We start from the raw sequence: 20,809 nt of genomic DNA, 5'->3' as shown, positions 1-20,809 counted from the left end.
CCGCGGACATGAGCACGCCGAAGGACACCACGCCTCTCGTCCGTCCCTTCCGCATCGACATTCCCGAAAGCGATCTGGACGATCTGCGGCAACGCCTCGACCGTACGCGCTGGCCTGACCAACTCCCCGGTGTGGGATGGGAGTACGGAATCCCGCGTGACTACCTGCGGGAACTCGTGCGGTACTGGCGGCACGACTACGACTGGCGTGCTGCGGAGACGCGGCTCAACCAATGGCCGCAGTTCCTCACGGAGATCGACGGAGCCACGGTCCATTTCGCGCACATCAGGTCCCCGGAACCCGACGCGACTCCGCTGATCGTCACCCACGGATGGCCCGGTTCGATCGTCGAGTTCCTCGGCATCGTGGGCCCCCTGACCGATCCGCGGGCCCACGGCGGCGACCCCGCCGACGCCTTCCACCTCGTGCTGCCGAGCATTCCCGGATTCGGCTTCTCCGGGCCCACACGGGACACCGGCTGGGAATTCAGGCGTGTGGCCCTCGCGTTCGCCGAGCTGATGCGGCGCCTCGGTTATGAGCGGTACGGGGCACAGGGCGGCGACTGGGGCGCGGCCATCTCCCGTGAACTGGGCCGGATCCGCCCCCAGGACGTCGTCGGCGTCCATCTGAACCTGCTGCCCGCGGGGTCCGCGACCTGCGAACCGTCCGCGGAGGAACTGGCCGGGCTATCCCCCGGGGAACGCGAGCGGACCCTCGCCTCCTGGGCACGCGGACAGCGGTGGGCCCGTGAGGAACAGGGCTACGCGGACATCCAGGCCACCCGCCCGCAGACACTCGCCTACGCGCTGACGGATTCACCGGTCGGCCAACTCGCCTGGATAGCCGAGAAGTTCAAGCAGTGGACGGATTCCCGCGAGCGTCCCGAGGACGCCGTCGACCGCGATCAGCTCCTGACCAACGTGATGCTGTACTGGCTGACCGGAACCGCCGGTTCGTCCGCCCGCCTCTATTACGAGCGCGCGCACGCGGACTACTGGGGTTCGCCCCCGGACCCGTCGGCCGCGCCGACCGCGCTCGCCGTCTTCCCCCACGACAATTTCGTCCCGCTGCGGCACGTCGCTGACCGGACGAACAGGATCGTACGGTGGACGGAATTCGACCGCGGCGGGCATTTCGCCGCGATGGAGGAACCCGATCTGCTGGTCGCGGACGTGCGGGCGTTCTTCCGCCGGTTGCGCGAGAAGCGGTCCGGCTGAGCGAATCCCCGAAGTCATCTGCTCCTGGCGAATCTGCTGCGGGCAGAGAAAGTCGATGCGGTGGCGCGGGCGGGCCGACAGTGGAGTGCGCGGCGACGGCAGCCGCCCACGACAAGGAGGACCCATGACGCCACTCATCACCGGCTGGGACCCGGCCCTGAGGCCGCGGGGCGAGGACGGAGACACCCCCGCGACGCGCTTCGACGACCATCTCGCCGCGCAACTGCTCGGGCAGCGGATCGTCTTCCTCGGCACCCAGGTGGACGAGGTCTCCGCGAACCGGGTCTGCGCGCAGCTGCTCCTGCTCTCAGCGGAGGACGCGCGCACCGACATCAGCCTGTACATCAACAGCCCCGGCGGTTCCGTCACCGCCGGTCTCGCGATCTACGACACCATGCGGCTGATCCCGAACGACGTCTCCACGCTCGCCATGGGGTTCGCGGCGAGCATGGGCCAGTTCCTGCTCAGCGTCGGCACGCGCGGCAAGCGGTTCGCGCTGCCGAACGCGCGGATCATGATGCACCAGCCCTCCGCAGGCATCGGCGGTACCGCGGCCGACATCGAGATCCAGGCGCAGAACCTGGAGTTCACGAAGAAGGCCATCGAGCGGATCACCGCGGAGCACACCGGGCAGAGCGAGGAGACGATCTCCCGGGACGGCGACCGCGACCGCTGGTTCACGGCCCAACAGGCACTGGAGTACGGGATGGTCGACCGGGTCGTGGAGTCCCTCGACGACGTCCGGCCGGCCGCGTCACGTCCACGGATGGGGCTGTGACATGGGTTCCTACACGATTCCGAACGTCGTCGAGCGGACGCCGCAGGGTGAACGGTCCTACGACGTCTTCAGCCGGCTGCTCTCCGAGCGGATCATCTTCCTCGGTACGGAGATCGACGACGGCGTCGCCAACGTGGTCATCGCGCAACTCCTCCATCTGGAGTCGGCGGGCCCGGAGAACGAGATCGCGATCTACCTCAACTCGCCCGGGGGTTCCTTCACCTCGCTCATGGCGATCTACGACACGATGACGTTCGTGCAGGCACCGATCTCCACGTTCTGCGTCGGGCAGGCGGCGTCGACGGCCGCCGTGCTGCTGGCCGGCGGAGATCCCGGCCGGCGGTTCGTACTGGAGCACGCGCGGGTCCTGCTGGGCCAGCCCGCGAGCGGCGGACGCCAGGGAACGGTCTCGGACCTCAGCCTCCAGGCGAAGGAGATGCTGAGGATCCGTTCCCAGGTGGAGGACGTGCTCTCCCGGCACACGCACCACGACGTGGCGAGCCTGCGCGCGGACATGGACCGCGACAAGGTCTTCACCGCGCAGGAGGCGGTGGCCTACGGGCTGGCGGACGAGGTGCTGAGCCGTCGGCTCGCGCGGGTCTGACACCGCACCTCCGTGCCGGCCGCGCGGCAACCCGCGAGCCGTGTCCGGCGGGGCGGCGCAGCGGCGGCCCGCTCCGGCGGGCTCGTACAGCGAACCCGCCGGAGCGTCGGCCGTCGGCTCGTCAGGCCGCCAGGCACATGCCGTTGTACGGCGACGCGGACGGCGTGCGCCTGCCGTGGCCGCGGGTGCCGGCCGGCCCGGCCTGGGCGAGGCGGACGAGTTCGCCCTGGGCCCGGGACAGCAGATCGGCGAGGCCGAGTCCGAGGGCTTGGGCGGCGGCCGCGAGGACCTCGGAGGAGGCTTCCTTGCGGCCGCGCTCCAGCTCGGAGAGGTAGGGCATCGAGATCCGGGCCGCGTGGGCGACGTCCTTGAGCGTCCGCTCCTGGGCGAGGCGCTCGCGCCGCAGCACATCACCGACGAGGTCGCGCCACAAGGGCTCCTTGACCGTCGGCCTGCGGCCGGTCGGGTTGTGGGGCGTACGGACGGGCTGCGGCCCCTGCGGTGCGCGCGCCGGGGCCGCGGCCGGCGACGGTCCCGCCGCCGGGCGCAGTTGGAGGACGCGGGCTTCGTTCGACATGTGGTTGCTCACCGCCTCAGGGTAGGAGCGCCGGGCGGGCGAGGACCGGGGGTTCCGCTGTCGGTGGAACCGCGTCGTACCACGTGGCCGGCGGCAGCAGCAGCGCCTTCTTCGTCCGGGCCCTGGGCCGTTACGGGCGCCGGGACCCGCCCGCCCCGCCGGTGCCGGGCCGAAGGGCCGGCGGCGACCGGGCCCTTCGGCCCGGCGTACGGCGGCGAAAGCCGGGTAGGCGCCGTCGAGAGCGATCGCCGGTGACGGTCGATCACCGTCACCGACCTACCCCACGGAGAACACAGTGCTGATGGCCCACCCCGCGGTCCTGACCAACCTCGTCGAGCAGTACGACACGCTGCGGGTGCTGCACGCCGAGGGCGGCAGTGCGGAGGTCCGGCAGCGCATGGACGATCTGGCCTACACCCTGTGCGTCGCGACCGGCACCAAGCACGTGGACGCGGCCCTCATCGCCGCCCGCTACCGGCTGCCCGGAGCCCGCACCGCCGACGACTCCGTCCTCACGAGCTGACGATGCGTCAGAAAGTTCTCCGGAAAAGACAGACATGCGCCGGGACTTACGGGGTAGCCGCGGAACACGATGCCTGGAAGGGCGACTAGTTTCGTGGGAGAGGTAATGGACACCGTCACCGCCGTGAGCCGGTCGAAGGTCAGCCAGGAGTCCGCCCGGGCCGGAACTGGTCGGGAGGAACTGCCGGTCATCGAGGATCCGCGTGCCGTGGCCCCGCGCGATGCGAGGGAGCTGTCCCGTCAGTTCTTCCAGCGCCTGACGGAACTCGAAGAGGGCACGCAGGAGTACCAGTACGCGCGCAACACCCTGATCGAGATGAACATGTCGCTGGTCCGCTTCGCGGCGGGCCGCTTCCGCCACCGCGGCGACGACCTGGAGGACATCGCCCAGGTCGGGATGATCGGCCTGATCAAGGCCATCGACCGCTTCGAGATCTCGCGTGAGGTCGAGTTCACCTCGTTCGCGCTGCCGTACATCGTCGGCGAGATCAAGCGCTTCTTCCGTGACACGACGTGGGCGGTGCACGTGCCGCGCCGTCTCCAGGAGCTGCGGGTGGAGCTGGCCAAGGCGCGGGAGGAACTCTCCAGCCGGCTGGACCGGGACCCGAGCGTCGCCGAGCTGGCCACCCTCATGAACCTGCCCGAGAACGAGGTCGTCGAGGCCCAGATCGCCTCCAACGGCTACAACTCCTCCTCCCTGGACGCCGCGCTCACGGGCGAGGGCAACCAGGACGGCGAGGCCGTCCTCGCCGACTTCATCGGTGTCGAGGACGACGGAATGCGCCTCGTCGAGGACTTCCACACGCTGGCGCCGCTGGTGGCGGAGCTCAGCGAGCGCGACCGGCAGATCATCCACCTGCGGTTCGTGGAGGAAGCCACCCAGGCGGAAATAGGAGAGCGTCTCGGCTGCTCCCAGATGCACGTCTCGCGGCTGATCAAGCGGATCATCGCCCAGCTGCGCACCGGCATGCTGAGCGACCTGAACCGCGTCGAGCGGGCCTGACACCCCGTATCCCCGCCGCAGCGTCCGAACGGCCGGTGGCGCCACCCCCGCGATGTCCCGGGGTGGCGCCACCGGCCGTTCGGCGCGAACACGCCCGTCTCACTCACGCACGTCTCAGCGCAGCCACTGGTCCTTGTCGGCGGGCCGGTACAGGGTCACGGCGCGCGTCACCTTGTCGAGGACCAGCCGGGGCCCCGCAGCGCTGGTCACCTCTCCGTCGTAGGAGAACCGCGGGTCGCCGTGCAGCACTTCGAGCCGCAGGCTGCGGACCTGTGCCGTGGTGAGGACCCGGCTGTTGTGCAGGGTGCCGGTGAGCACGGCGATCAGCAGCCGCGTCCGGGCCAGCGGGGTGCCGCCGTCGACGGCGCGTACGTCCAGCAGTCCGTCGTCCAGTTGGGTCCGGTACGTGGGGGCGAAGCCGGCCGGGTGGTAGATGCCGTTGCCCGCGAACAGGAGCCACAGGCGCTTGGGCCGGCCGTTGACCGACACGCTGACCGGGCTGCCCGTGGCCAGGACCTTGGCCAGACCGGCCACCAGAGCGGGCCACTTGCCGATCCGCTGCTCCAGGAGCTCCCGGGCGCTGACCAGATCGGAGTAGACGCCCAGGCTGAAGGTGTTGACGAACACCTGCTCCGGGCCGCCCGGCGTCCTGGCGCGTCCGATGTCCGCGACGACCGCGTCGCCGTCCTGCACGGCACGTGCGACGTCCTCTGCGGTCTGGTTGCCGAGGTCCACGGCGAAGTGGTTGAAGGTCCCGCCCGGGAACACCGCGAGCGGCACGCCCACCCGGGCCGCCACCTCCGTCGCGGCGTTGATCGTCCCGTCGCCGCCGCAGGCGCCCAGGGCGCCGCCCTGCTCCTTGGCCCGGCGTGCGGCCTGCTCCAGGAGGCCGGGCAGGGGCTCCCCCGGCTGGGGCACCGTGACCTCGGCCTTGGGCAGCAGGGAGCGTACGCGTTCGGCCACGTCGGGGGTGTCGCCGCTCCGCGAGAGGCCCGACGACGGGTTGACGACCACGTGGAGTCCGGCGCCGTCGGGCAGCGCGGGCGCGGGCCGGCGCGGGGGTGCCGCCGCGGCTGCCGCGTCCGGCTTGACCGGCCACCAGCGCGCGCTGAGCGCGGCGGCACCGACGCCGATCGCGACGCCGACGGCCACGTCACCGGGGTGCCGGACCCGGGACCGTATGCGGGCCGTGGTCAGTGCGACGGCGCCGGGAACGACGAGCAGACCGTAGCGAGGTGCCTCGAGGACGACCCCCGCCGCGAACGCGGCGGCGGACGCGGCGTGCCCGGCCGCCTCGAGCGGCTGGACCTTGCGCGCCGCCGGGCGGGCGAGGGCACGGGTCGCGGCCGAGGCGAGAGCGACGGTACCGAGCCCCCGCAGCGCAGCACGGCGCGCGGTGCGGTCACCGGACGCGCCGAGCGCCGCGGCCGCGGCGGCCCACAGCAGCCCGCCCGCCGCGACCCGGCGCCCCTTGGGTACGCCGGTGCTCCCGAGGCCCGCCCGCATCACCGTTCCGCTGCCCGGCAGGCCCCGGATGCCGCCGCCCGCCCGCAGCCACGCCTTACGCCTTGTCATGGTCGGCCCACCCTTGCGTCTCGACAACGGATCTCCTGGCCGGCAAGGACGTGCCGCCCCTCTCACTGTGCCCCGGCTCGCGGCATTCATGGACGGCCGTCGCGTCGTAAGTCACCGGCGAGGAGGGAGCGGAGCCCACTCGGCGAGGTCTGCCCGGTGCGTCACGTGGTCCTGGGCAGCTTCACCACGGTCACGAAGAAGTCGTCGATCCGCCGGACGGCCGCGATGAACTGGTCCAGGTCGACCGGTTTCGTCACGTACGCGTTGGCGTGCAGCCGAGCTGCGCAGGATGTCCTCCTCCGCGGAGGACGTGGTCAGCACGACGACTGGGATGAGTGCGAGGTCGTCCTCCGGCTTGATGCGCTCCAGCACCTGCCGGCCGTCGTACTTGGGCAGGTTGAGGTCCAGCAGGATCAGATCGGGCCGTGGCGCGTCCGCGTGCTTGTTCCGGCGGTAGAGGAAGTCGAGCGCCTCCTCGCCGTCCCGGACGACGTGCAGGGTGTTGCGGATCCTGTTGTCCTGGAACGCCTCACGGGTCATCAGCTCGTCGCCCGGATCGTCCTCGACGAGCAGGACCTGGATGGGTTCCGCGGGGGAAGTCAGTACGTGCTCCCCCAGGCGAGGCATGACACCGCGTCCACTGATCCCCAGCGGGCGATCCGCCACGCTCATCCCCTCGAATCACCTGCGTCGGCCGTCGGCCGCAGTGAGCCTGCTGCGGCGGCACACCGCGCCGTGCCACGGCCGGCTTACCGGGCGAGGAGGCCGTCGGGTGCCGCCGTGTGCCGCCGAGGTCGTGGTCGCACCCTGCGTGTCCGGTTCAGGGGCGCAGGTCGAGGACGGCTCTGACGCACTTGCCGACCGGGACCCGGGCGACCGAGACCTCGGTGGCGAGGGCGTGGACGATCTCGAGTCCGTGCCGGCCGATCCGCTGGGGGTCGCGCGGAAAGCGCCGGGGCAGGGCCACGCTGCTGTCGTAGACCGTGACGGTCACGGAGCTGTCGGTTCCTTCGAGTTCCAGGATGTACGGTCCCTGGCTGTGCCGGTCCGCGTTGGTGACCAGCTCGCTGACGATCAGCAGGAGGTCGCCGCCGGCCCGCGGGTCGGCCTCGGCGCACCACTCCGAGCGGAGCTGCTCGAGAAACAGCTCGGCGAAGGCCCGTGCTTCGGCGATGCACCCCGGCTCGCCCGTGTAGTGCGCCGTCCGCCGAAGCGGTTCCACGGGCACGTCGAAGCCAGTCGGTATCACTGCTCCGCCCAAGTGCTCGATCATGCGTGTCTCTCTCGGAAGCCGGGACGTCCTGAAGCTGCTGCAGGGCGCTCCTACCCCGGGAAGTCGTTCTCAGTCATCCCGGTTTTCCCCGGAGCCCCGGTGGGCCCGTCAGGGGTCGTACGGGGACTGCCTGCGACTTTCGTCACAGGGCTGTCACAGGGGGACGGTGTCGTCCCGGGGCGGCCGGGCAGGGCCCCCAGCCGGAGAGCGAACGGTCACCGGGTGCGGTGCGAGTACAGAGGTCGCCGACCGAACTGTGGTCGCTCGGCCCGTCCCTGGCCCGTACGTATGCGGAGCCGGGACGGGGGCCGTCCTGAGGGACGGGGCGGCGCCGCGGGGCTCACCCCTGCGGGGCGTCATCCTCCAACGCCTCGGCCACCGTGCCGTACACGGGCAGCGCGTCCGAGACGCCGGTGATGCCGAGGAGCCGGTCCATGTACGGCGAGAGAGCCGCCAGCCGCAGGCGTGCGCCGAGGGCGCCGTAGGCCCGGAGGATGACGTTGACCGTGGTCGAGTCCGCGAAGTCGACCTCGGCCAGGTCGAGGACCACCGGGCCCGGACGGGCGGGGGCCGCCGAGGTGATCGCCTCGGCGAGCTGCCCCGCGTTGTCCAGGTCCACCTCCCCGCGGACGGCGATCACGGTCGACCGGCGGGCCTCACGCACCGACAGTGACATGGCCGCCTGACCTGGACTCCGACCTGAATGCACGGCGATCCTTCGACTTCGGGGACAGGGACGCCTGCGGGGGCATGGGGGTGGTCGCAGGGGGACGGCGCCCGTACGGCGCCGTCGTGGAGCGGTGTCTCGCCCCACCGTAGCCGGTCGTTGACCTCGGGCAACAATTGCCTGCCGTAACGATCCGGTACACCTGTCGCGGCTGAAATCCCGCGCTGTTCCGGCCGGTGCCGTCCCCGGGACGGGGGTGCATCCTCCGGTCCGCCCGGGGCAGACGGACAGAGCCGGATCCGGCCGACTGCGGCCGGTGGGCCTCAATGACCGGAGGTGGACGGTGGCCTGGTGGGTATGGCTCGTCGTCGTTGTCGCTGTGCTGGCGCTGATCGCCGTGACAGCCGTGTGGGTGCAGACGAGCAGGCGGTCGGGGACCGTCATCGCGGTGCAGCGCGGACGCGGGTTCGGGAAGAGCGGCAGGAGGGGGACGCGGTGAGCGAGCTGATGGCCGCCCGCGGTCTCACCAAACGTCCTGTGGTCACCCTGGGCGGTGATGTGGTCGCGCAGGTCAAGGACACCGTCTTCGACGGCCCGGCCGGCCGGGTCACGGGCTTCACGCTCAGTGGCCGGGGGCTGCTCGCGGGTCCGCTGAAGCAGAGCCTTCCCTGGAACGCGGTGCACTCGCTCGGCCGGCACGCCGTCATGATCCGCGGTCTCGACGCACTCGCCGAGCCGACGGCGGTGGTGGCAAGGGACGAGGCGGCACACGGCCAGGTGCTGGGTGCCAAGGTGCTGACGGACGCGGGCGCGGAGGTCGGCACGGTGCTGGACATCGTGGTCGAGGGCGGCACCAGCGGGCGCGTGGTCGGTTTCCGGATCGCCGCGCGGGAGTCGCTGGAGCCGGGTTCGAAACGGCGTCGGCACAAGGTCTTCGTCCCGCGGGGCGAGACGCTCGCCGTCTCGGGGCAGGCCCTGGTCATCCCCGGCGACGCCACCCGCTTCGTCGCCGACGACCTCGCCGGTTTCGTCAGCCAGGTCGAGGCGTTCCAGCTCCGCAGCGCCGCGGCCGGGCGCGCGGAGGCCGAGGACAGCGCGCACGGCGGGACTCGGGACGGGTCCGACGGAACCACACCCGACGGGATTCGGGACGGGTTCGACGCGGGCACACCCGACGGGACACCGGCCGGGTTCGGACAGGGCGCGCGCAGCGGGGTTCAGGACGGGTTCGAGAAGGGGACGACGGCGTGATGATGTTCTCCCAGGCCCGCGGGCTGCCGGTCGTGACGCTCGGCGAGGCGAACGAGATCGGCGTCGTCGAGTCGCTGGTCCTGGACGCCGGGTCCGGGACGGTCAGCCACGCGCGGATCTCCGGCGCGCGGGGCCGCAAGGAGACGGCGATCCCCTGGAGCGCCTTCCACGCGTTCGGTCCCGATGCCGTGCTCGTCCGCTCGGACCCCTCCCTCGACTCCGCCCTGCCGGCGCCCCCGGCCCCGCACGACGCCCTGCGCGCCAGGGTGCTGACCGAGGACGGCGACGAGCGGGGCACCGTGAAGGACATCTCCTTCGACCCCGCCACGGGACGCGTCGAGAAGATCTACTCGGCGCTCGGTGAGATTCCCGGCGACCGGCTGCTCGGCCTCGGGGACTACGCGCTGGTCGTCCGGACCGGCTGACCGGGCGGCGGCAGCGCACCTGATTCCTCCGTGCCGGCACCGGCCCCCGTTCAGATGACCCGGGGGCCGGTGCCGGACCGCGGCGCACCGAGCGAGGAGGCCGACTCCGGAATGCTGGAGGTGGAGCCCGACTCCGTCGTCGTCCCGCCGGAGGCCGACGAGGAGTCGGGGGGCGGTTCCGGAGCCGAGGACGTCGGAGGCGACGGGGGCGGCGGCGGTGAACTCGGCCGCGACGAGGGCGCCGACGGGGACGAGGAGGACGACCCGGGCGACGTCGTCTCGCATCCCGACGGGGCGGGCACGTCGTGCGGCGACACGCACGGCGACGCGGAGCCGGAGCCCGGGGAGCTGACCGACGCGGACGGCCGCTCGGTCGGCGGCTCGGTCTTCTTGTCCTTCTTGCCGGTGTCGCCCTTCTCGCGCCGGAACCAGTCGTGGTGCTCCGGGTCGAAGAGGACGAAGACCTCGACGACCGTCGGTGCCGGCGTGACGACCACGACGTTCTGCGGCCGGTACGACGGCCAGGAGTCGCCCGTCGTCCTGGGTGTCGTCTTCTGCGGGACCGGCGGTGTCAGCGGATTGCCGCAGGCACAGCGCACCTGCGGCACACCGCGGTCGTTCACCAGCACGGCCGTGCCCGCCTGCAGAACCGCCTGGTAGCTGGTGGCGGCACCGTCGCGGTAGCCGTGGTTGGTGACCCGCGTGTCCATGCGCAGCTGGACGGGGGTGAGCGAGCGCAGACGGGCCGGGACCTCCGAGGGCTGGACCCCCGCCACGGAGGCGAACGCCCTGTTCTTCGGCGGATCCTCCTGGAGCGCGGAGATCTGCTTCTCCACGTCGCAGCTGGCGACCTTGCGGGTGCCGCCGTAGAGACCGGGTGCCGAGCCGTCCACGGCCCGCGTCACGTTCGCGGGCTCCGACGTGCCGGTCGGCGGCGCGGGGGTCTCGGGCGTGGTGGAGCTGTCCTTCGCCGTCGACTCCGTGAACGGGTCGGGGCCCGTCTTCGCGGCGGCCTGTAGGAAGACCTCGCCATCGCCGCCGTCCGCGGAACCCCCGGACGTGCCGTCCGGCCGGGTGAGGACGACGGCCAGGATCACCGCCGCCACGACCGCGGTGGCGATCAGCGCCACCCGGGGGGCCGATTTCCACCAGGGGCGGTCCGGGCCGCCGCCTCGGCTCGCGCCGCCGGGCCGGTGCGGTCCGGACGGTCCCCCCGGCCCGCCGCCTCCGCCGGTGCCTCCCGCGCCCGAGTCACCGCCGCGCCCCTGCGGGGGCCGGGGGGTGGGCTGGGTGGGGCCCGGCTGGGACGCACCCGGCTGCGAGGGGCCCGACAGCGGGCCCGAGGGGGGGCCTGTGGGACGGCCGGACGACGGCGGTTCGACGCTCACGAGCTCTTCTTCCCTGCGTAGGGACTCCGCGGCACTTCATCCTTTTTGCGCCGCTTCCTTCCACGACGAGGCCATTGTGTGCTCCGGTCCCGTGTCCCCCGCAAGCGGACGCGGTCGGCCCTTCCCGGCGGGCGGACCTCCCCCGCCCTGCTTAGCGTGACCACGTGAGTCCTCAGACAGCGTCCGACCGGACCGTCGCCCGCCACGGCTGGGTCCAGGCCGTCACGACGGTCCTGGCCGGGCTGATCGTGATGGGTGCGATCGCCGCCCTCGGTCTGTGGGCGGCCGGTGCGGCCGACCTGCCCGACACCGCGTTCCCGCGGGTCGTGGCGGCGACCGTGGTGACCGCCGTCGGCGGAGGCATCGAGCTGTCCGGGGACGCCGGAGCCCTCGCCGACACGCAGGCGGCCCTCACCGTGATGCCGTTGTCGGTCACGCTCGCCGGGACTCTGGTGATCGCCGCCGGCTTCCTTCGCCCGCTGCGGCACCGGGCCGTGGCCGGTGCGCCGGAGCTGGGCGGCTGGGCCGCCCGGATCGGCGTCGTCTGGCTGGCGGGACTGACCGTGCTCGCGCTCGCGGCCCGGCAGGACTTCGAGATCTCCCTGGGGGACGGAGCCGTCTCCGAACTCGGCGATCTGCTCGGCGCCTCCCCGAAGGTCGGTTTCAAGGCGGATCTGCCCGTCACCCTGCTGTTCGGGCTGCTGTGGCTGGCCGGTGTCCTGGTGCTGGCCCTGCTCGTCTCGCCCCGGGCCCCGCTTCCGGCCCGGCTGGTGCGCTTGCAGGAGTCGGTGCGTCCGGCCGCCTTCGCCATGGTCGCCCTGCTGTTGTCCTCCGTGGCCCTCGGGGTGCTCGTCGCGCTGGTGGTCGCCGCGACCCGCGGCCACGTCGCGGAGACCTTCGCCGTGATCCTGCTCGGCCTTCCGAACCTGGTGTGGCTCGCCCTCACGATCGGGCTGGGTGCCACCTGGGAAGGGCGGGTCGACGGACCCTTCGGTCTTCCCGTGCCGCACGTTCTCGACGAGGTGCTGCGCACCCGGGACATCTCCACGCTCAACCTGCGCACGCTCTCCGAGTACGACGGCCGGGTGTGGTGGCTGGTGGCCGTCGACGCCGTACTGCTGCTGGGCGCCGCGTTCCTGATGGCCACCCGCTCCCCCGCCCGGGTGCGGGTCCGGCAGCACGCGGTGCACCTGGCGGCGGCGCTGGCCCTGACGGTACTGACGATCTGTCTCCTCGCCCGTCTCTCGGCGCGTTTCGGACTGTCGGTGCTCGGCATCGGAGACCTCGGCGGCGGCCTCTCCGGACAGCTCCTGCTGCGGCCCAGGCTCTGGACGGCGCTCGGGTTCGCCGTGCTCTGGGGCCTTCTCGCCGGTTTCCTCGGCGCCCTCCTGGCGACGAGGGTGCGCCGGCGGGGTGAGGTGCCGGTCCACCGGGCGGAGCCGGGCAGCGGCTGAAGTACGGGGGTGGCGGCCGAGCTGCCGGGAGGCGGTGCGCGTCCGGGGGTGGCGGCCGAGCTGCCGCGGGGCGGTGACCTGCCGGAGGGCGGGTGAGCGTCCGGGGGTGCGGCTGAGGACCGTCCGGATGGCCCGGGTCGCGGGTCAGCGGCGGAAGGCCGGGCGGGCCCAGTCCGGCGGCTCTGGCGGCGCGCCGGGATCGCCGGACGCCGAGACGTGGTCCACCCGCGTCGGCGGTCGACCGCCGTCCACCCGTCCCGTCACGGCGGCCCGCAGCGCCGCCGTGAACGCGAGGCAGGAGTCGTACCGGTCGTCGGGGCTCTTCGCCAGCGCCCTCGCCAGGACGGCGTCGGCGCCGGAGGTCAGGTCCGGCCGCTTCTCGGTGAGCGGTGGCGGCTCGTCGTACTGGTGGGCCCACAGCAGGGCCATGTCGTCGTCCCGCTGGAAGGGCGGCTTGCCTGCCAGGGTCTCGTAGACGACACACGCGAAGCCGTAGACGTCGCAGCGCCCGTCGACCGGGCGCCCGGAGATCTGCTCGGGCGCCACGTAGTCGAGGGTGCCGACGAACTGCCCGACGGTCGTGAAACCGGTCAGCGACAGCGACTTCTTGGTCAGGCCGAAGTCCGTGAGGTACACGTGCTCGGGGTGGTCGCTGTCCGTGCCGCGCGCCACCAGGATGTTGCCGGGTTTGACGTCCCTGTGCACGAGGCCGTGCTCGTGCGCGGCGTCGAGCGCGGACGCCACCTGCGCGGCGATGCGGACGGCCGTCCCGGTGGGCAACGGCCCCTCGCGGTCCAGCAGATGGCGCAGGTCCTGCCCGGCGACGTAGCGCATCGCGATGTAGAGGACGCCGTCCGTCTCGCCCGCCTCGAAGACCGGCACGATGTGCGGATGGTCGATGGCGGCGGCCACCCGGGACTCGTGGGTGAAGCGGCGGCGGAAGGTGTCGTTGCGCGCGAGTTCCGGCGCGAGCAGCTTCAGGGCGACGGTCCGGTCGAGGCGGAGGTCCTTCGCGCGGTAGACGACGGCCATGCCACCGCGGCCGATCTCGCGTTCGATCAGGTAGCCGGCGATCTGCTTGCCCACCAGGCCCGAGGGCCGTCCCGCGTAGACGCTCGCGTCGTCGGGCGTGCCGCGCATCAGCGGCCCTCCCGGCGCGTGTCACGCCGCCGCGCGCCGTCGGGCGCGTCCGCGGCGCGTGGCACGACACGCGTCGGTTCGTGTCCCCCGTCGGCGGCGGGCTGCCCTACGGGCCGGGCCGGCTCCCCCGGCTCCCCCGGCTCCGGGGCATCCGGCTGCCGGGACGGAGCGGTGTCCGCTCGCGCCACCAGCCGGGTCGGCTCGTGGGACCGCGCCCCGTGCGCGCTGCTGACCGGCCCGGCCTGGTCCGCGGGCTCCGTCGGCGCGGGGCCGTCCGCACGGGGGGCCCGCGCGTCGGCGCTCGGCGGCCCGGCGAACGGGGGCGGCTGGGCCCCGGGCTCCGGTTCCCGTACGACCCGGGTGGCCTCGCGGTGCGGCCGGGCGGGCTCCGGCGCCGCGGCCGACGGCTCCCCCGGTACGGCGTACGTGGCCATCCGCGTGCCGTCGGTGTACACCCACCGCTCGTGGTCGGCGTCGTACAGCCACACCGACTCGCCGTCGACGACCACCCCGGCCCGCAGTCCCCGCGTACGGCCGCGGAAGGACTCCCCGTCGAGCCGGCCGGCGGTCAGATCCTCCGTCGCGCTGCGGAAGCGGGCGAGCGACTCCTGGACGCGGGTGAGGAGCGGGCGCGGATCCGCCGTGCGGGTGAGCGCGCTGCCGGCGGCGGGCGGCGCCTGCGGTACTGCGACCAGCAGCCGGCCGTCGACCCAGGCGGACCAGCCGTTGGCGCAGACGACCCGGCCCCAGTCCCCGCGCCGGTCGACCAGCTGGACGGGCAGCAGCGCGTCGAGCGGCACCGTGGGCCGGGAGGGATCGGGACCCTCCCAGGCGGACATCCCGTCCTGGGGGACGATATGGGTGGGGCGGAAGTCGGGAGCCGTCATCGCACCTACTTCCGCATGACCGCGGGCTCGTGGCGGCGCAGCAGACGGGCCACCAGATAGCCGAAGACGACGGAGAGCACGACGAGCATCCCGATGTTCAGCAGCCACACGCCCGCCGCGTGCTTGAACAGGGGGTCCCCCGTGAGTTCCCCGGGGACGATGCGGGCGAGACCGATCGTGCCCGCCATCGCGCCCAGCGCCCACCGGGACGGCACCAGCCAGGCCAGCTGCTCGATGCCGGGCACCCCGTCGAGCTTCAGCAGCGCGCCGCAGAAGACCACCTGCACGATCGCCAGCAGCACGAGCAGCGGCATGGTGACCTCCTCCTTGCGCACCACCGCGGAGACGAGCAGGCCGAGCATCATCGCCGTGAAGGCGAGCATGGCCACGGCCACCGTGATCTCCGCCAGGGGCGGCAGGAGGACGCCCTTGCCGCCGGGCGCGTCGAGGTCGACGCCGAGCAGGGCGACCAGCGTGAGGACAACCGCCTGGAGGACCGTGATGGTCCCAAGGACGACGACCTTGGACATCAGGTACGCGGATCTGGACAGGCCGACGGCGCGTTCGCGCTGGTAGATGACGCGTTCCTTGACCAGTTCGCGCACGGCGTTGGCCGCTCCGGTGAGCACGCCGCCGACGCAGAGGATGAGCAGCGCGTTCATCGCCGTCTCCTGGGTGAGCCGGCTGCCCGCCAGTGCCCGGGCCATCGCGCCCATCACGAACGGCAGCGCGATCATGATGACGAGGAAGGTCCTGTCGGCGCTGAGCGCCGCGGCGTAGCGCCTGACCAGGGTGCCGAGCTGGGCGCCCCAGCTCTGCGCCTTGGGCGGCGGGCCGAAGGTACGGGCCGTCTCCCCCTCGGGCAGCAGGGGCTGCGCGGTCGCGTGGGCGATGTACCGGCGGTTGAGCGTCGAGTCCCGGTACTCCCCCGCCCAGTCCCGGGCGTGGTCGCGCTCGAAGGCCTCGAACGCCTCGGGCCACTCCTGGAAACCGAAGAACGCGAGGGCCTCCTCGGGCGGCCCGTAGTACGCGACCTTGCCTCCGGGCGCGAGGACCAGCAGGCGGTCGCAGACGTCGAGGCTGAGCACGCTGTGGGTGACCACGATGACCGTACGGCCGTCGTCGGCGAGTCCGCGCAGCATGTGCATCACCGAGCGGTCCATGCCGGGGTCAAGGCCGGAGGTCGGCTCGTCCAGGAAGAGCAGGGACGGTTTGGTCAGCAGTTCGAGAGCCACGCTGACCCGCTTGCGCTGGCCGCCCGACAGGCTGTGGATGGCCTGTCCTGCCCGCTCCTCCAGACCCAGCTCGCGGATCACCTCGTCGACCCGGGCGCGGCGTTCCGCCTTCGCCGTGTCCTGCGGGAACCGCAGCTCGGCCGCGTAGGTGAGGGCCCTGCGCACGGTGAGCTGTGCGTGCAGGATGTCGTCCTGCGGGACGAGTCCGATGCGCTGGCGCAGCTCGGCGTAGTCCCGGTAGAGGTCGCGTCCGTCGTACAGGACGGTGCCCCGGTCGGCGGGTCGCTGTCCGGTCAGGGCGTTCAGCAGGGTGGACTTGCCCGCGCCGCTGGGGCCGACGACGGCGAGCAGGCATTTCTCGCCGACGGGAAAGGACACCCGGTCCAGGAGGGTCTTGCGTCCGCGGTCGACGGCGACCTCGAGGTCCTGGACGTCGAGGGAGACCTCGCCGGTGTCGACGTACTCCTGGAGCTGGTCGCCGACGAGGCAGAACGCGGAGTGGCCGATGCCGACGATGTCGCCGGCGGTGATGACGGCCTGCTCGACGGGCTGTCCGTTGAGAAAGGTGCCGTTGTGGCTGCCGAGGTCGACGATCTCGTACCTGCCGTCCGGCAGGGCGCGCAGTTCCGCGTGCCGGCGCGAGACCACGAGGTCGTCGACGATCAGGTCGTTGTCGCCGCCGCGGCCGATGCGCACGGTGCGGGCGGGCAGCGGCCGGACGGTGGTCGGCTGCCGGAAGGTCCCGGTCGCGGAGGGTGTCAGAACGGCTGAGGGCCGCTCCGGGGCGGGCGGCGGGCGGTCGACGAGGACGACGCGGGGGCCGTCGGAGGGGTTGCCGAAGCGGATCACGCTGCCCGGCCCGACCCCCCACTCGTGGACGCGGCGGCCGTCGGCGAAGGTGCCGTTGGTGCTGTCCTCGTCCTCGATCGTCCAGTGGTCGTCCTCGGGCCGCAGCACCGCGTGGTGCCACGAGACCCGGATGTCGTCCATCACGACGTCGCTCAGCGGGTCCCGCCCGACGTGGTAGTCGCGGCTGGGACTGATCACCGTGGAGCCCGCCTCCGTTTCGAGGACGAGTTCGGGCGCTGTCGGCGCGACCGGCCGCTCTCCCATGTATGAATTCTAGCGATTCATCCCGATGTACGCCTGGGCGGGGATCCCATGTCGGGAGCAGTCGGGAGCAGTCGGGAACCGGGGCGGGCGGGGGTCAGGCCGCGGGTGTGGCGAGGACCGGGACGAAGCGCTGCATCCGCAGCGCGTCCACGGACTCGGCGAGCAGTTCGTACTCGGTGGTGTCGTCGTTCGTCGTGATGCGGACCAGCTTTCCGGCAGCCAACTCCTCGGCGACGACCTCCTGTTGAGCGGTGTCGCCGCACCAGGCGCGCAGCACGGCCGGCACGTCGGGGACGCCGGGGCCGACCGGCGCGATGGAGTTCGGGGGGAAGTTCGGGTTGTCCGGGTGCGGATCGAGGCGCTCGGCGATCCAGGAGGCGCGGTCCCGCATCCACCACAGGGCCAGCGCCAGGGTGGGTGCGCGGTAGGTCCCCAGCGGGACCCCGACGCGCTGACCGCCGCATATTCCGTACGCGGTCACATGGCACAGGAATTCGTCATGCACGATCGCTCCCCCATTACGGCGCTCGCTGCCGGCCCGGCCTCTCTTTCCTTGCGGCTCGTGTGCTGCGCACCGCGGTGCGCAAATGCCCATCGGTGCGAGGGTGTTCGGCGGGCGTGGCTGAATCACCCTGGTAATCGAGTATCGCCACTACTGACACTCTGTCACCATGCCATTCCAGCCAGTCTCTTGGCATATTCGGCGCTGCGGGTGGCCGAAACGGTTCGGGCCCTCTTACCCCGGAGGTAATCGACGGCCCCGGCAGCCGCCCGGCATGGTTGCGGTACCGGATCCCGGCGGGTGACCGCACCGCGGAATCCGGCCCTGACCAGCACGTACACCTCGATGGAGGCTGACCGACCATGTCCGCAGGAAATGAGCGTCACGAATCCGCAGTGGCCCGCTACTTCGAGGCCTGGAACGCCCCGGACCCGGAGAGCCGGGCGAAGGCGGTGGCCGCCGCCTGGGCGTCCGACGGGACCTACACCGATCCCCTGGCCGAGGTCCGCGGCCACGACCAGGTGGCGGCGGTGATCGCGGCGGCGCGGGAGCAGTTCCCGGGTTTCTCCTTCCGGCTCACGGGTCCGGTCGACGGGCACCACGACATCGCCCGTTTCGGCTGGGAGCTGGTCAGCGAGGCCGACGGCTCGGCGCCCGTCGCCGGTTTCGACGTGATCACCCTCGACGGCGAGGACCGCATCCGGAGCGTGTCCGGGTTCCTGGACCGGGTGCCAGCGGGGGCCGCCTGACTCCCCACGATGAGTTGTGCCGCTCCCGGTGGTCTCCTGATGAGGAGAACCACTGGGAGCGGAGGAACCCATGAACACGGCGAACGCGCTGGACGAGCACTTCACGGCGGTGCTGCGGAAGAGCCCGCAGAAGGGTGGCTGGACCTACCTCGTGTGGCCGGAGTCCGTCGGCTTCTTCGGGACGCGCGGACTGGTCAAGGTGCGCGGCACGGTCGACGGCCACCCCTTCCGCAGCTCCTTCATGGCCCTGGGCGACGGGACGCACAAACTGCCCGTCAGGGCCGACGTCCGCAGGGCGATCGGCAAGGAGGCGGGAGACACGGTGGCCGTCCACCTGGTGGAGCGTCTCGACGCGCCGGACGGCTGACGGAGGACGCCCGCCGTCTCAGCGACCACCCACGCCGATGATCCGGTCGATCCGGGACAGCTCCTCCGGGGAGAAGTCCAGCGTGTTCGTCGCCGCCACGCTGTCCTCCAGCTGCTGCGGGCTGCTCGCGCCGATCAGGGCGGAGGTCACCCGGCCGCCGCGCAGCACCCAGGCCAGGGCCAGCTGGGCCAGGGACTGACCGCGGGACCGCGCGACCTCGTCGAGCTCGCGCAGCTGCCGCACCAGATCCTCGGTGACCTTGTCGGCACTCAGGAACGGGCTGTCGCTCGCCGCCCGCGACCCCTCGGGGATCCCGTCGAGGTAGCGGCTGGTGAGCAGGCCCTGCTCCAGGGGCGAGTAGGCGATGGAGCCGACCTGGAGTTCGTCCAGCGCGTCCAGGAGCCCTTCCTCCTCGGGCCGGCGGTCGAGCATCGAGTAGCGCGGCTGGTGGATGAGCAGCGGGGTGCCCAGTTCGCCCAGGATGCGAGCGGCCTCCCGGGTCTGGTCCGGCGAGTAGTTGGAGACGCCGACGTACAGCGCCTTGCCCTGGACGACCGCCGAGTGCAGGGCACCCATCGTCTCCTCCAGGGGAGTCTCCGGGTCGGGGCGGTGCGAGTAGAAGACGTCCACGTAATCCAGGCCCATCCGGGACAGGCTCTGGTCGAGCGAGGACAGCAGGTACTTGCGCGATCCCCACTCGCCGTACGGGCCCGGCCACATCAGGTATCCGGCCTTGGTCGAGATGACCAGTTCGTCGCGGTAGGGGGTGAAGTCCGCCTTCAGCGCGGCACCGAGCGCCGACTCGGCGGCGCCGGGGGGCGGGCCGTAGTTGTTGGCCAGGTCGAAGTGGGTGACGCCCAGGTCGAAGGCGCGGCGCAGGATCTGCCGCTGGGTGTCCACGGGGCGGTCGGGGCCGAAGTTGTGCCACAGGCCGAGCGACAGCGCCGGGAGTTTCAGACCGCTGCGTCCGGTGCGGCGGTAGGGCATGGCCTCGTAACGGTCGGTGTGCGCCGTGTACAACGTGGGCTCCAGGAAGAAAGAGTTCCGGATGAGACGTCCTTTACTCTCGCCCGCCCACCGGCCAGTGGTCCAACAGGAGAATCGGATGGGATTCAGCGTCTAGGCTTCTCAATCATGGAACTGCGCCATCTCCAGCATTTCGTGGCCGTCGCCGAGGACCAGCACTTCACCCGTGCGGCGGAGCGGCTGCTGGTGTCGCAGTCGGGCCTGTCCGCCTCCATCCGCGCACTGGAACGGGAGCTTCAGGCGCCGTTGTTCGTGCGCACCACCCGCCGCGTGACGCTGACGGAGGCCGGCCGTGCCCTGCTGGGCGAGGCGGAAAGGATCCTCGCCCAGGTGCGGGCCGCCCACGACGCGGTGGCGGCGGTGCAGGGCGTCCTGCGCGGCACGCTCTCCCTGGGCACCGAGCAGTGCGTCGCCGGGGTGGGGGTGGCAGGCCTGCTGGCCGCGTTCCGGCGGCAGCACCCCGATGTGGAGATCCGGCTGCGCCAGGCGGGTTCGGGGGCGCTGGCAGAGGAGGTCGCCGCCGGACGCCTGGACCTGGCGTTCGCCGTCAGGACCCGGGCGGACACCGACCAGCTGCGTTCCGTACCGCTGACGGGTGAACCGATGACCGTCCTGTGCCACCCCGCGCACCGTCTGGCCGCCGGCGGCCCGGTCGCGCCCGGGGATCTGGGCGGTGAGGACTTCGTCGACTTCCATCCCGACTGGGGGCCCCGGCGGGTCACCGACGCCGCGTTCGCCGCGGCGGGCGTCGAGCGGACGGTGGCTCTGGAGGTGAACGACGTGCACAGCCTCCTCGAACTGATCCAGCAGGGGCTCGGGATAGCCGTCGTGCCGCGCCACTTCGGGCACAAGCCGGAGGCGGTCACCCTCACCTCACTTCCGCTGGAGGGCACCGAGGACGTGTCGTACGAGACCGTCGCGATGCTCCCGCCCGAGGACGCCACGAGTCCCGCGGCCCGGGCGCTGATGGCTCTGCTCGCCGACCTGCCGCGGGCCCCGGAGCCGGACCGTCAGGACACCGCTCGCGCGTGACGGACCGGCGCACTCCCGCGGGTG

General features: G+C 72.4%; 21 protein-coding genes and 1 pseudogene. 11 read left to right on the top strand and 11 right to left on the bottom strand.

Annotation, left to right across the window (positions count from 1 at the left end):
• Positions 1–8 precede the first annotated feature (8 nt).
• The 3 genes from AC0ZLC_RS07760 to AC0ZLC_RS07750 all read left to right on the top strand — a co-directional run bounded on the left by AC0ZLC_RS07760 (position 9) and on the right by AC0ZLC_RS07750 (position 2,599).
• Positions 9–1,217 (top strand): epoxide hydrolase family protein, encoded by a 1,209-nt coding sequence (locus AC0ZLC_RS07760; protein WP_476751131.1) that lies wholly within the window; start codon positions 9–11, stop codon positions 1,215–1,217.
• Positions 1,218–1,341: 124 nt separating this feature from the next.
• The gene (locus AC0ZLC_RS07755; protein WP_358856002.1) at positions 1,342–1,995 is read left to right on the top strand and encodes an ATP-dependent Clp protease proteolytic subunit; all 654 of its coding nucleotides are present in this window, start codon (positions 1,342–1,344) and stop codon (positions 1,993–1,995) included.
• A gap of 1 nt (position 1,996) precedes the next feature.
• A complete protein-coding gene (locus AC0ZLC_RS07750; RefSeq protein WP_476751130.1) occupies positions 1,997–2,599 on the top strand; it encodes a ClpP family protease in 603 nt (200 codons plus the stop codon).
• A 121-nt stretch (positions 2,600–2,720) separates the two neighbouring features.
• Here AC0ZLC_RS07750 and AC0ZLC_RS07745 read toward each other — a convergent pair whose 3' ends face one another.
• On the bottom strand, positions 2,721–3,188 hold the full coding sequence (locus AC0ZLC_RS07745; protein WP_476751129.1) for a helix-turn-helix domain-containing protein: 468 nt from the start codon (positions 3,186–3,188) through the stop codon (positions 2,721–2,723).
• A 283-nt stretch (positions 3,189–3,471) separates the two neighbouring features.
• Here AC0ZLC_RS07745 and AC0ZLC_RS07740 point away from each other — a divergent pair, with 283 nt between their 5' ends.
• Positions 3,472–3,699 carry a DUF5133 domain-containing protein gene (locus AC0ZLC_RS07740; protein WP_476751128.1) on the top strand — a complete coding sequence of 76 codons (228 nt, stop codon included), beginning with the start codon at positions 3,472–3,474 and terminating at the stop codon, positions 3,697–3,699.
• Positions 3,700–3,804: 105 nt separating this feature from the next.
• The gene (locus tag AC0ZLC_RS07735; RefSeq protein WP_476751127.1) at positions 3,805–4,701 is read left to right on the top strand and encodes a SigB/SigF/SigG family RNA polymerase sigma factor; all 897 of its coding nucleotides are present in this window, start codon (positions 3,805–3,807) and stop codon (positions 4,699–4,701) included.
• 114 nt (positions 4,702–4,815) lie between these two features.
• Here AC0ZLC_RS07735 and AC0ZLC_RS07730 read toward each other — a convergent pair whose 3' ends face one another.
• The 4 genes and pseudogenes from AC0ZLC_RS07730 to AC0ZLC_RS07715 all read right to left on the bottom strand — a co-directional run bounded on the left by AC0ZLC_RS07730 (position 4,816) and on the right by AC0ZLC_RS07715 (position 8,225).
• A complete protein-coding gene (locus AC0ZLC_RS07730) occupies positions 4,816–6,276 on the bottom strand; it encodes a diacylglycerol/lipid kinase family protein (RefSeq protein ID WP_476751126.1) in 1,461 nt (486 codons plus the stop codon).
• Positions 6,277–6,437: 161 nt separating this feature from the next.
• Positions 6,438–6,879, bottom strand: a pseudogene (locus tag AC0ZLC_RS07725) (response regulator).
• A 217-nt stretch (positions 6,880–7,096) separates the two neighbouring features.
• Positions 7,097–7,549, bottom strand: a complete 453-nt coding sequence (locus AC0ZLC_RS07720; RefSeq protein ID WP_476751125.1) for an ATP-binding protein — start codon at positions 7,547–7,549, stop codon at positions 7,097–7,099.
• 340 nt (positions 7,550–7,889) lie between these two features.
• Positions 7,890–8,225 carry an STAS domain-containing protein gene (locus AC0ZLC_RS07715; RefSeq protein WP_476751124.1) on the bottom strand — a complete coding sequence of 112 codons (336 nt, stop codon included), beginning with the start codon at positions 8,223–8,225 and terminating at the stop codon, positions 7,890–7,892.
• Positions 8,226–8,711: 486 nt separating this feature from the next.
• On the opposite strand from AC0ZLC_RS07715, the gene AC0ZLC_RS07710 reads away from it, so the two are divergent.
• Both AC0ZLC_RS07710 and AC0ZLC_RS07705 read left to right on the top strand, forming a co-directional pair.
• Positions 8,712–9,467 (top strand): PRC-barrel domain-containing protein, encoded by a 756-nt coding sequence (locus tag AC0ZLC_RS07710; protein WP_476751123.1) that lies wholly within the window; start codon positions 8,712–8,714, stop codon positions 9,465–9,467.
• On the top strand, positions 9,467–9,892 hold the full coding sequence (locus AC0ZLC_RS07705; protein WP_476751204.1) for a PRC-barrel domain-containing protein: 426 nt from the start codon (positions 9,467–9,469) through the stop codon (positions 9,890–9,892). The genes AC0ZLC_RS07710 and AC0ZLC_RS07705 overlap by 1 nt, the downstream gene beginning before the upstream one ends.
• 50 nt (positions 9,893–9,942) lie before the next feature.
• Here AC0ZLC_RS07705 and AC0ZLC_RS07700 read toward each other — a convergent pair whose 3' ends face one another.
• Positions 9,943–11,280 carry a DUF6777 domain-containing protein gene (locus tag AC0ZLC_RS07700; RefSeq protein WP_476751122.1) on the bottom strand — a complete coding sequence of 446 codons (1,338 nt, stop codon included), beginning with the start codon at positions 11,278–11,280 and terminating at the stop codon, positions 9,943–9,945.
• 164 nt (positions 11,281–11,444) lie between these two features.
• On the opposite strand from AC0ZLC_RS07700, the gene AC0ZLC_RS07695 reads away from it, so the two are divergent.
• Positions 11,445–12,734 carry a streptophobe family protein gene (locus tag AC0ZLC_RS07695; protein WP_476751121.1) on the top strand — a complete coding sequence of 430 codons (1,290 nt, stop codon included), beginning with the start codon at positions 11,445–11,447 and terminating at the stop codon, positions 12,732–12,734.
• A 144-nt stretch (positions 12,735–12,878) separates the two neighbouring features.
• Here AC0ZLC_RS07695 and AC0ZLC_RS07690 read toward each other — a convergent pair whose 3' ends face one another.
• From AC0ZLC_RS07690 to AC0ZLC_RS07675, 4 genes are all read right to left on the bottom strand, one after another.
• On the bottom strand, positions 12,879–13,874 hold the full coding sequence (locus tag AC0ZLC_RS07690) for a serine/threonine-protein kinase (protein WP_476751120.1): 996 nt from the start codon (positions 13,872–13,874) through the stop codon (positions 12,879–12,881).
• Positions 13,874–14,761: an SH3 domain-containing protein gene (locus AC0ZLC_RS07685; protein WP_476751119.1), complete on the bottom strand. Its 888-nt coding sequence runs from the start codon at positions 14,759–14,761 to the stop codon at positions 13,874–13,876. Before AC0ZLC_RS07685 ends, AC0ZLC_RS07690 begins: the two co-directional genes overlap by 1 nt.
• Before the next feature lie 5 nt (positions 14,762–14,766).
• Positions 14,767–17,109 (bottom strand): ABC transporter ATP-binding protein/permease, encoded by a 2,343-nt coding sequence (locus tag AC0ZLC_RS07680; RefSeq protein ID WP_476751118.1) that lies wholly within the window; start codon positions 17,107–17,109, stop codon positions 14,767–14,769.
• Positions 17,110–17,203: 94 nt separating this feature from the next.
• Positions 17,204–17,614 carry a hypothetical protein gene (locus AC0ZLC_RS07675; RefSeq protein WP_476751117.1) on the bottom strand — a complete coding sequence of 137 codons (411 nt, stop codon included), beginning with the start codon at positions 17,612–17,614 and terminating at the stop codon, positions 17,204–17,206.
• Between the two features lie 359 nt (positions 17,615–17,973).
• On the opposite strand from AC0ZLC_RS07675, the gene AC0ZLC_RS07670 reads away from it, so the two are divergent.
• Both AC0ZLC_RS07670 and AC0ZLC_RS07665 read left to right on the top strand, forming a co-directional pair.
• The gene (locus AC0ZLC_RS07670; RefSeq protein WP_476751116.1) at positions 17,974–18,360 is read left to right on the top strand and encodes a nuclear transport factor 2 family protein; all 387 of its coding nucleotides are present in this window, start codon (positions 17,974–17,976) and stop codon (positions 18,358–18,360) included.
• A 70-nt stretch (positions 18,361–18,430) separates the two neighbouring features.
• The gene (locus AC0ZLC_RS07665; RefSeq protein ID WP_476751115.1) at positions 18,431–18,727 is read left to right on the top strand and encodes a DUF1905 domain-containing protein; all 297 of its coding nucleotides are present in this window, start codon (positions 18,431–18,433) and stop codon (positions 18,725–18,727) included.
• Between the two features lie 18 nt (positions 18,728–18,745).
• On the opposite strand, the gene mgrA is transcribed toward AC0ZLC_RS07665, so the two are convergent.
• Positions 18,746–19,747, bottom strand: a complete 1,002-nt coding sequence (gene mgrA, locus AC0ZLC_RS07660; protein ID WP_476751114.1) for an L-glyceraldehyde 3-phosphate reductase — start codon at positions 19,745–19,747, stop codon at positions 18,746–18,748.
• Between the two features lie 114 nt (positions 19,748–19,861).
• On the opposite strand from mgrA, the gene AC0ZLC_RS07655 reads away from it, so the two are divergent.
• Entirely contained in the window at positions 19,862–20,785 is a 924-nt protein-coding gene (locus AC0ZLC_RS07655; protein ID WP_476751113.1) for a LysR family transcriptional regulator, read from the top strand.
• Positions 20,786–20,809 lie beyond the last annotated feature (24 nt).

This window comes from Streptomyces sp. GLSS-08, assembly GCF_056387915.1.
Note: the sequence above shows the minus strand (reverse complement) of the source record. Positions and strands in the feature narration are given on the sequence as shown.

Coding starts and splice junctions, on each gene's coding strand:
- AC0ZLC_RS07760 (WP_476751131.1), top strand. CDS start 9: ATGAGCACGCCGAAGGACACCACGCCTCTCGTCCGTCCCTTCCGCATC.
- AC0ZLC_RS07755 (WP_358856002.1), top strand. CDS start 1,342: ATGACGCCACTCATCACCGGCTGGGACCCGGCCCTGAGGCCGCGGGGC.
- AC0ZLC_RS07750 (WP_476751130.1), top strand. CDS start 1,997: ATGGGTTCCTACACGATTCCGAACGTCGTCGAGCGGACGCCGCAGGGT.
- AC0ZLC_RS07735 (WP_476751127.1), top strand. CDS start 3,805: ATGGACACCGTCACCGCCGTGAGCCGGTCGAAGGTCAGCCAGGAGTCC.
- AC0ZLC_RS07730 (WP_476751126.1), bottom strand. CDS start 6,276: ATGACAAGGCGTAAGGCGTGGCTGCGGGCGGGCGGCGGCATCCGGGGC.
- AC0ZLC_RS07720 (WP_476751125.1), bottom strand. CDS start 7,549: ATGATCGAGCACTTGGGCGGAGCAGTGATACCGACTGGCTTCGACGTG.
- AC0ZLC_RS07715 (WP_476751124.1), bottom strand. CDS start 8,225: ATGTCACTGTCGGTGCGTGAGGCCCGCCGGTCGACCGTGATCGCCGTC.
- AC0ZLC_RS07705 (WP_476751204.1), top strand. CDS start 9,467: ATGATGTTCTCCCAGGCCCGCGGGCTGCCGGTCGTGACGCTCGGCGAG.
- AC0ZLC_RS07690 (WP_476751120.1), bottom strand. CDS start 13,874: ATGCGCGGCACGCCCGACGACGCGAGCGTCTACGCGGGACGGCCCTCG.
- AC0ZLC_RS07685 (WP_476751119.1), bottom strand. CDS start 14,761: ATGACGGCTCCCGACTTCCGCCCCACCCATATCGTCCCCCAGGACGGG.
- AC0ZLC_RS07680 (WP_476751118.1), bottom strand. CDS start 17,109: ATGGGAGAGCGGCCGGTCGCGCCGACAGCGCCCGAACTCGTCCTCGAA.
- AC0ZLC_RS07670 (WP_476751116.1), top strand. CDS start 17,974: ATGTCCGCAGGAAATGAGCGTCACGAATCCGCAGTGGCCCGCTACTTC.
- AC0ZLC_RS07665 (WP_476751115.1), top strand. CDS start 18,431: ATGAACACGGCGAACGCGCTGGACGAGCACTTCACGGCGGTGCTGCGG.
- AC0ZLC_RS07655 (WP_476751113.1), top strand. CDS start 19,862: ATGGAACTGCGCCATCTCCAGCATTTCGTGGCCGTCGCCGAGGACCAG.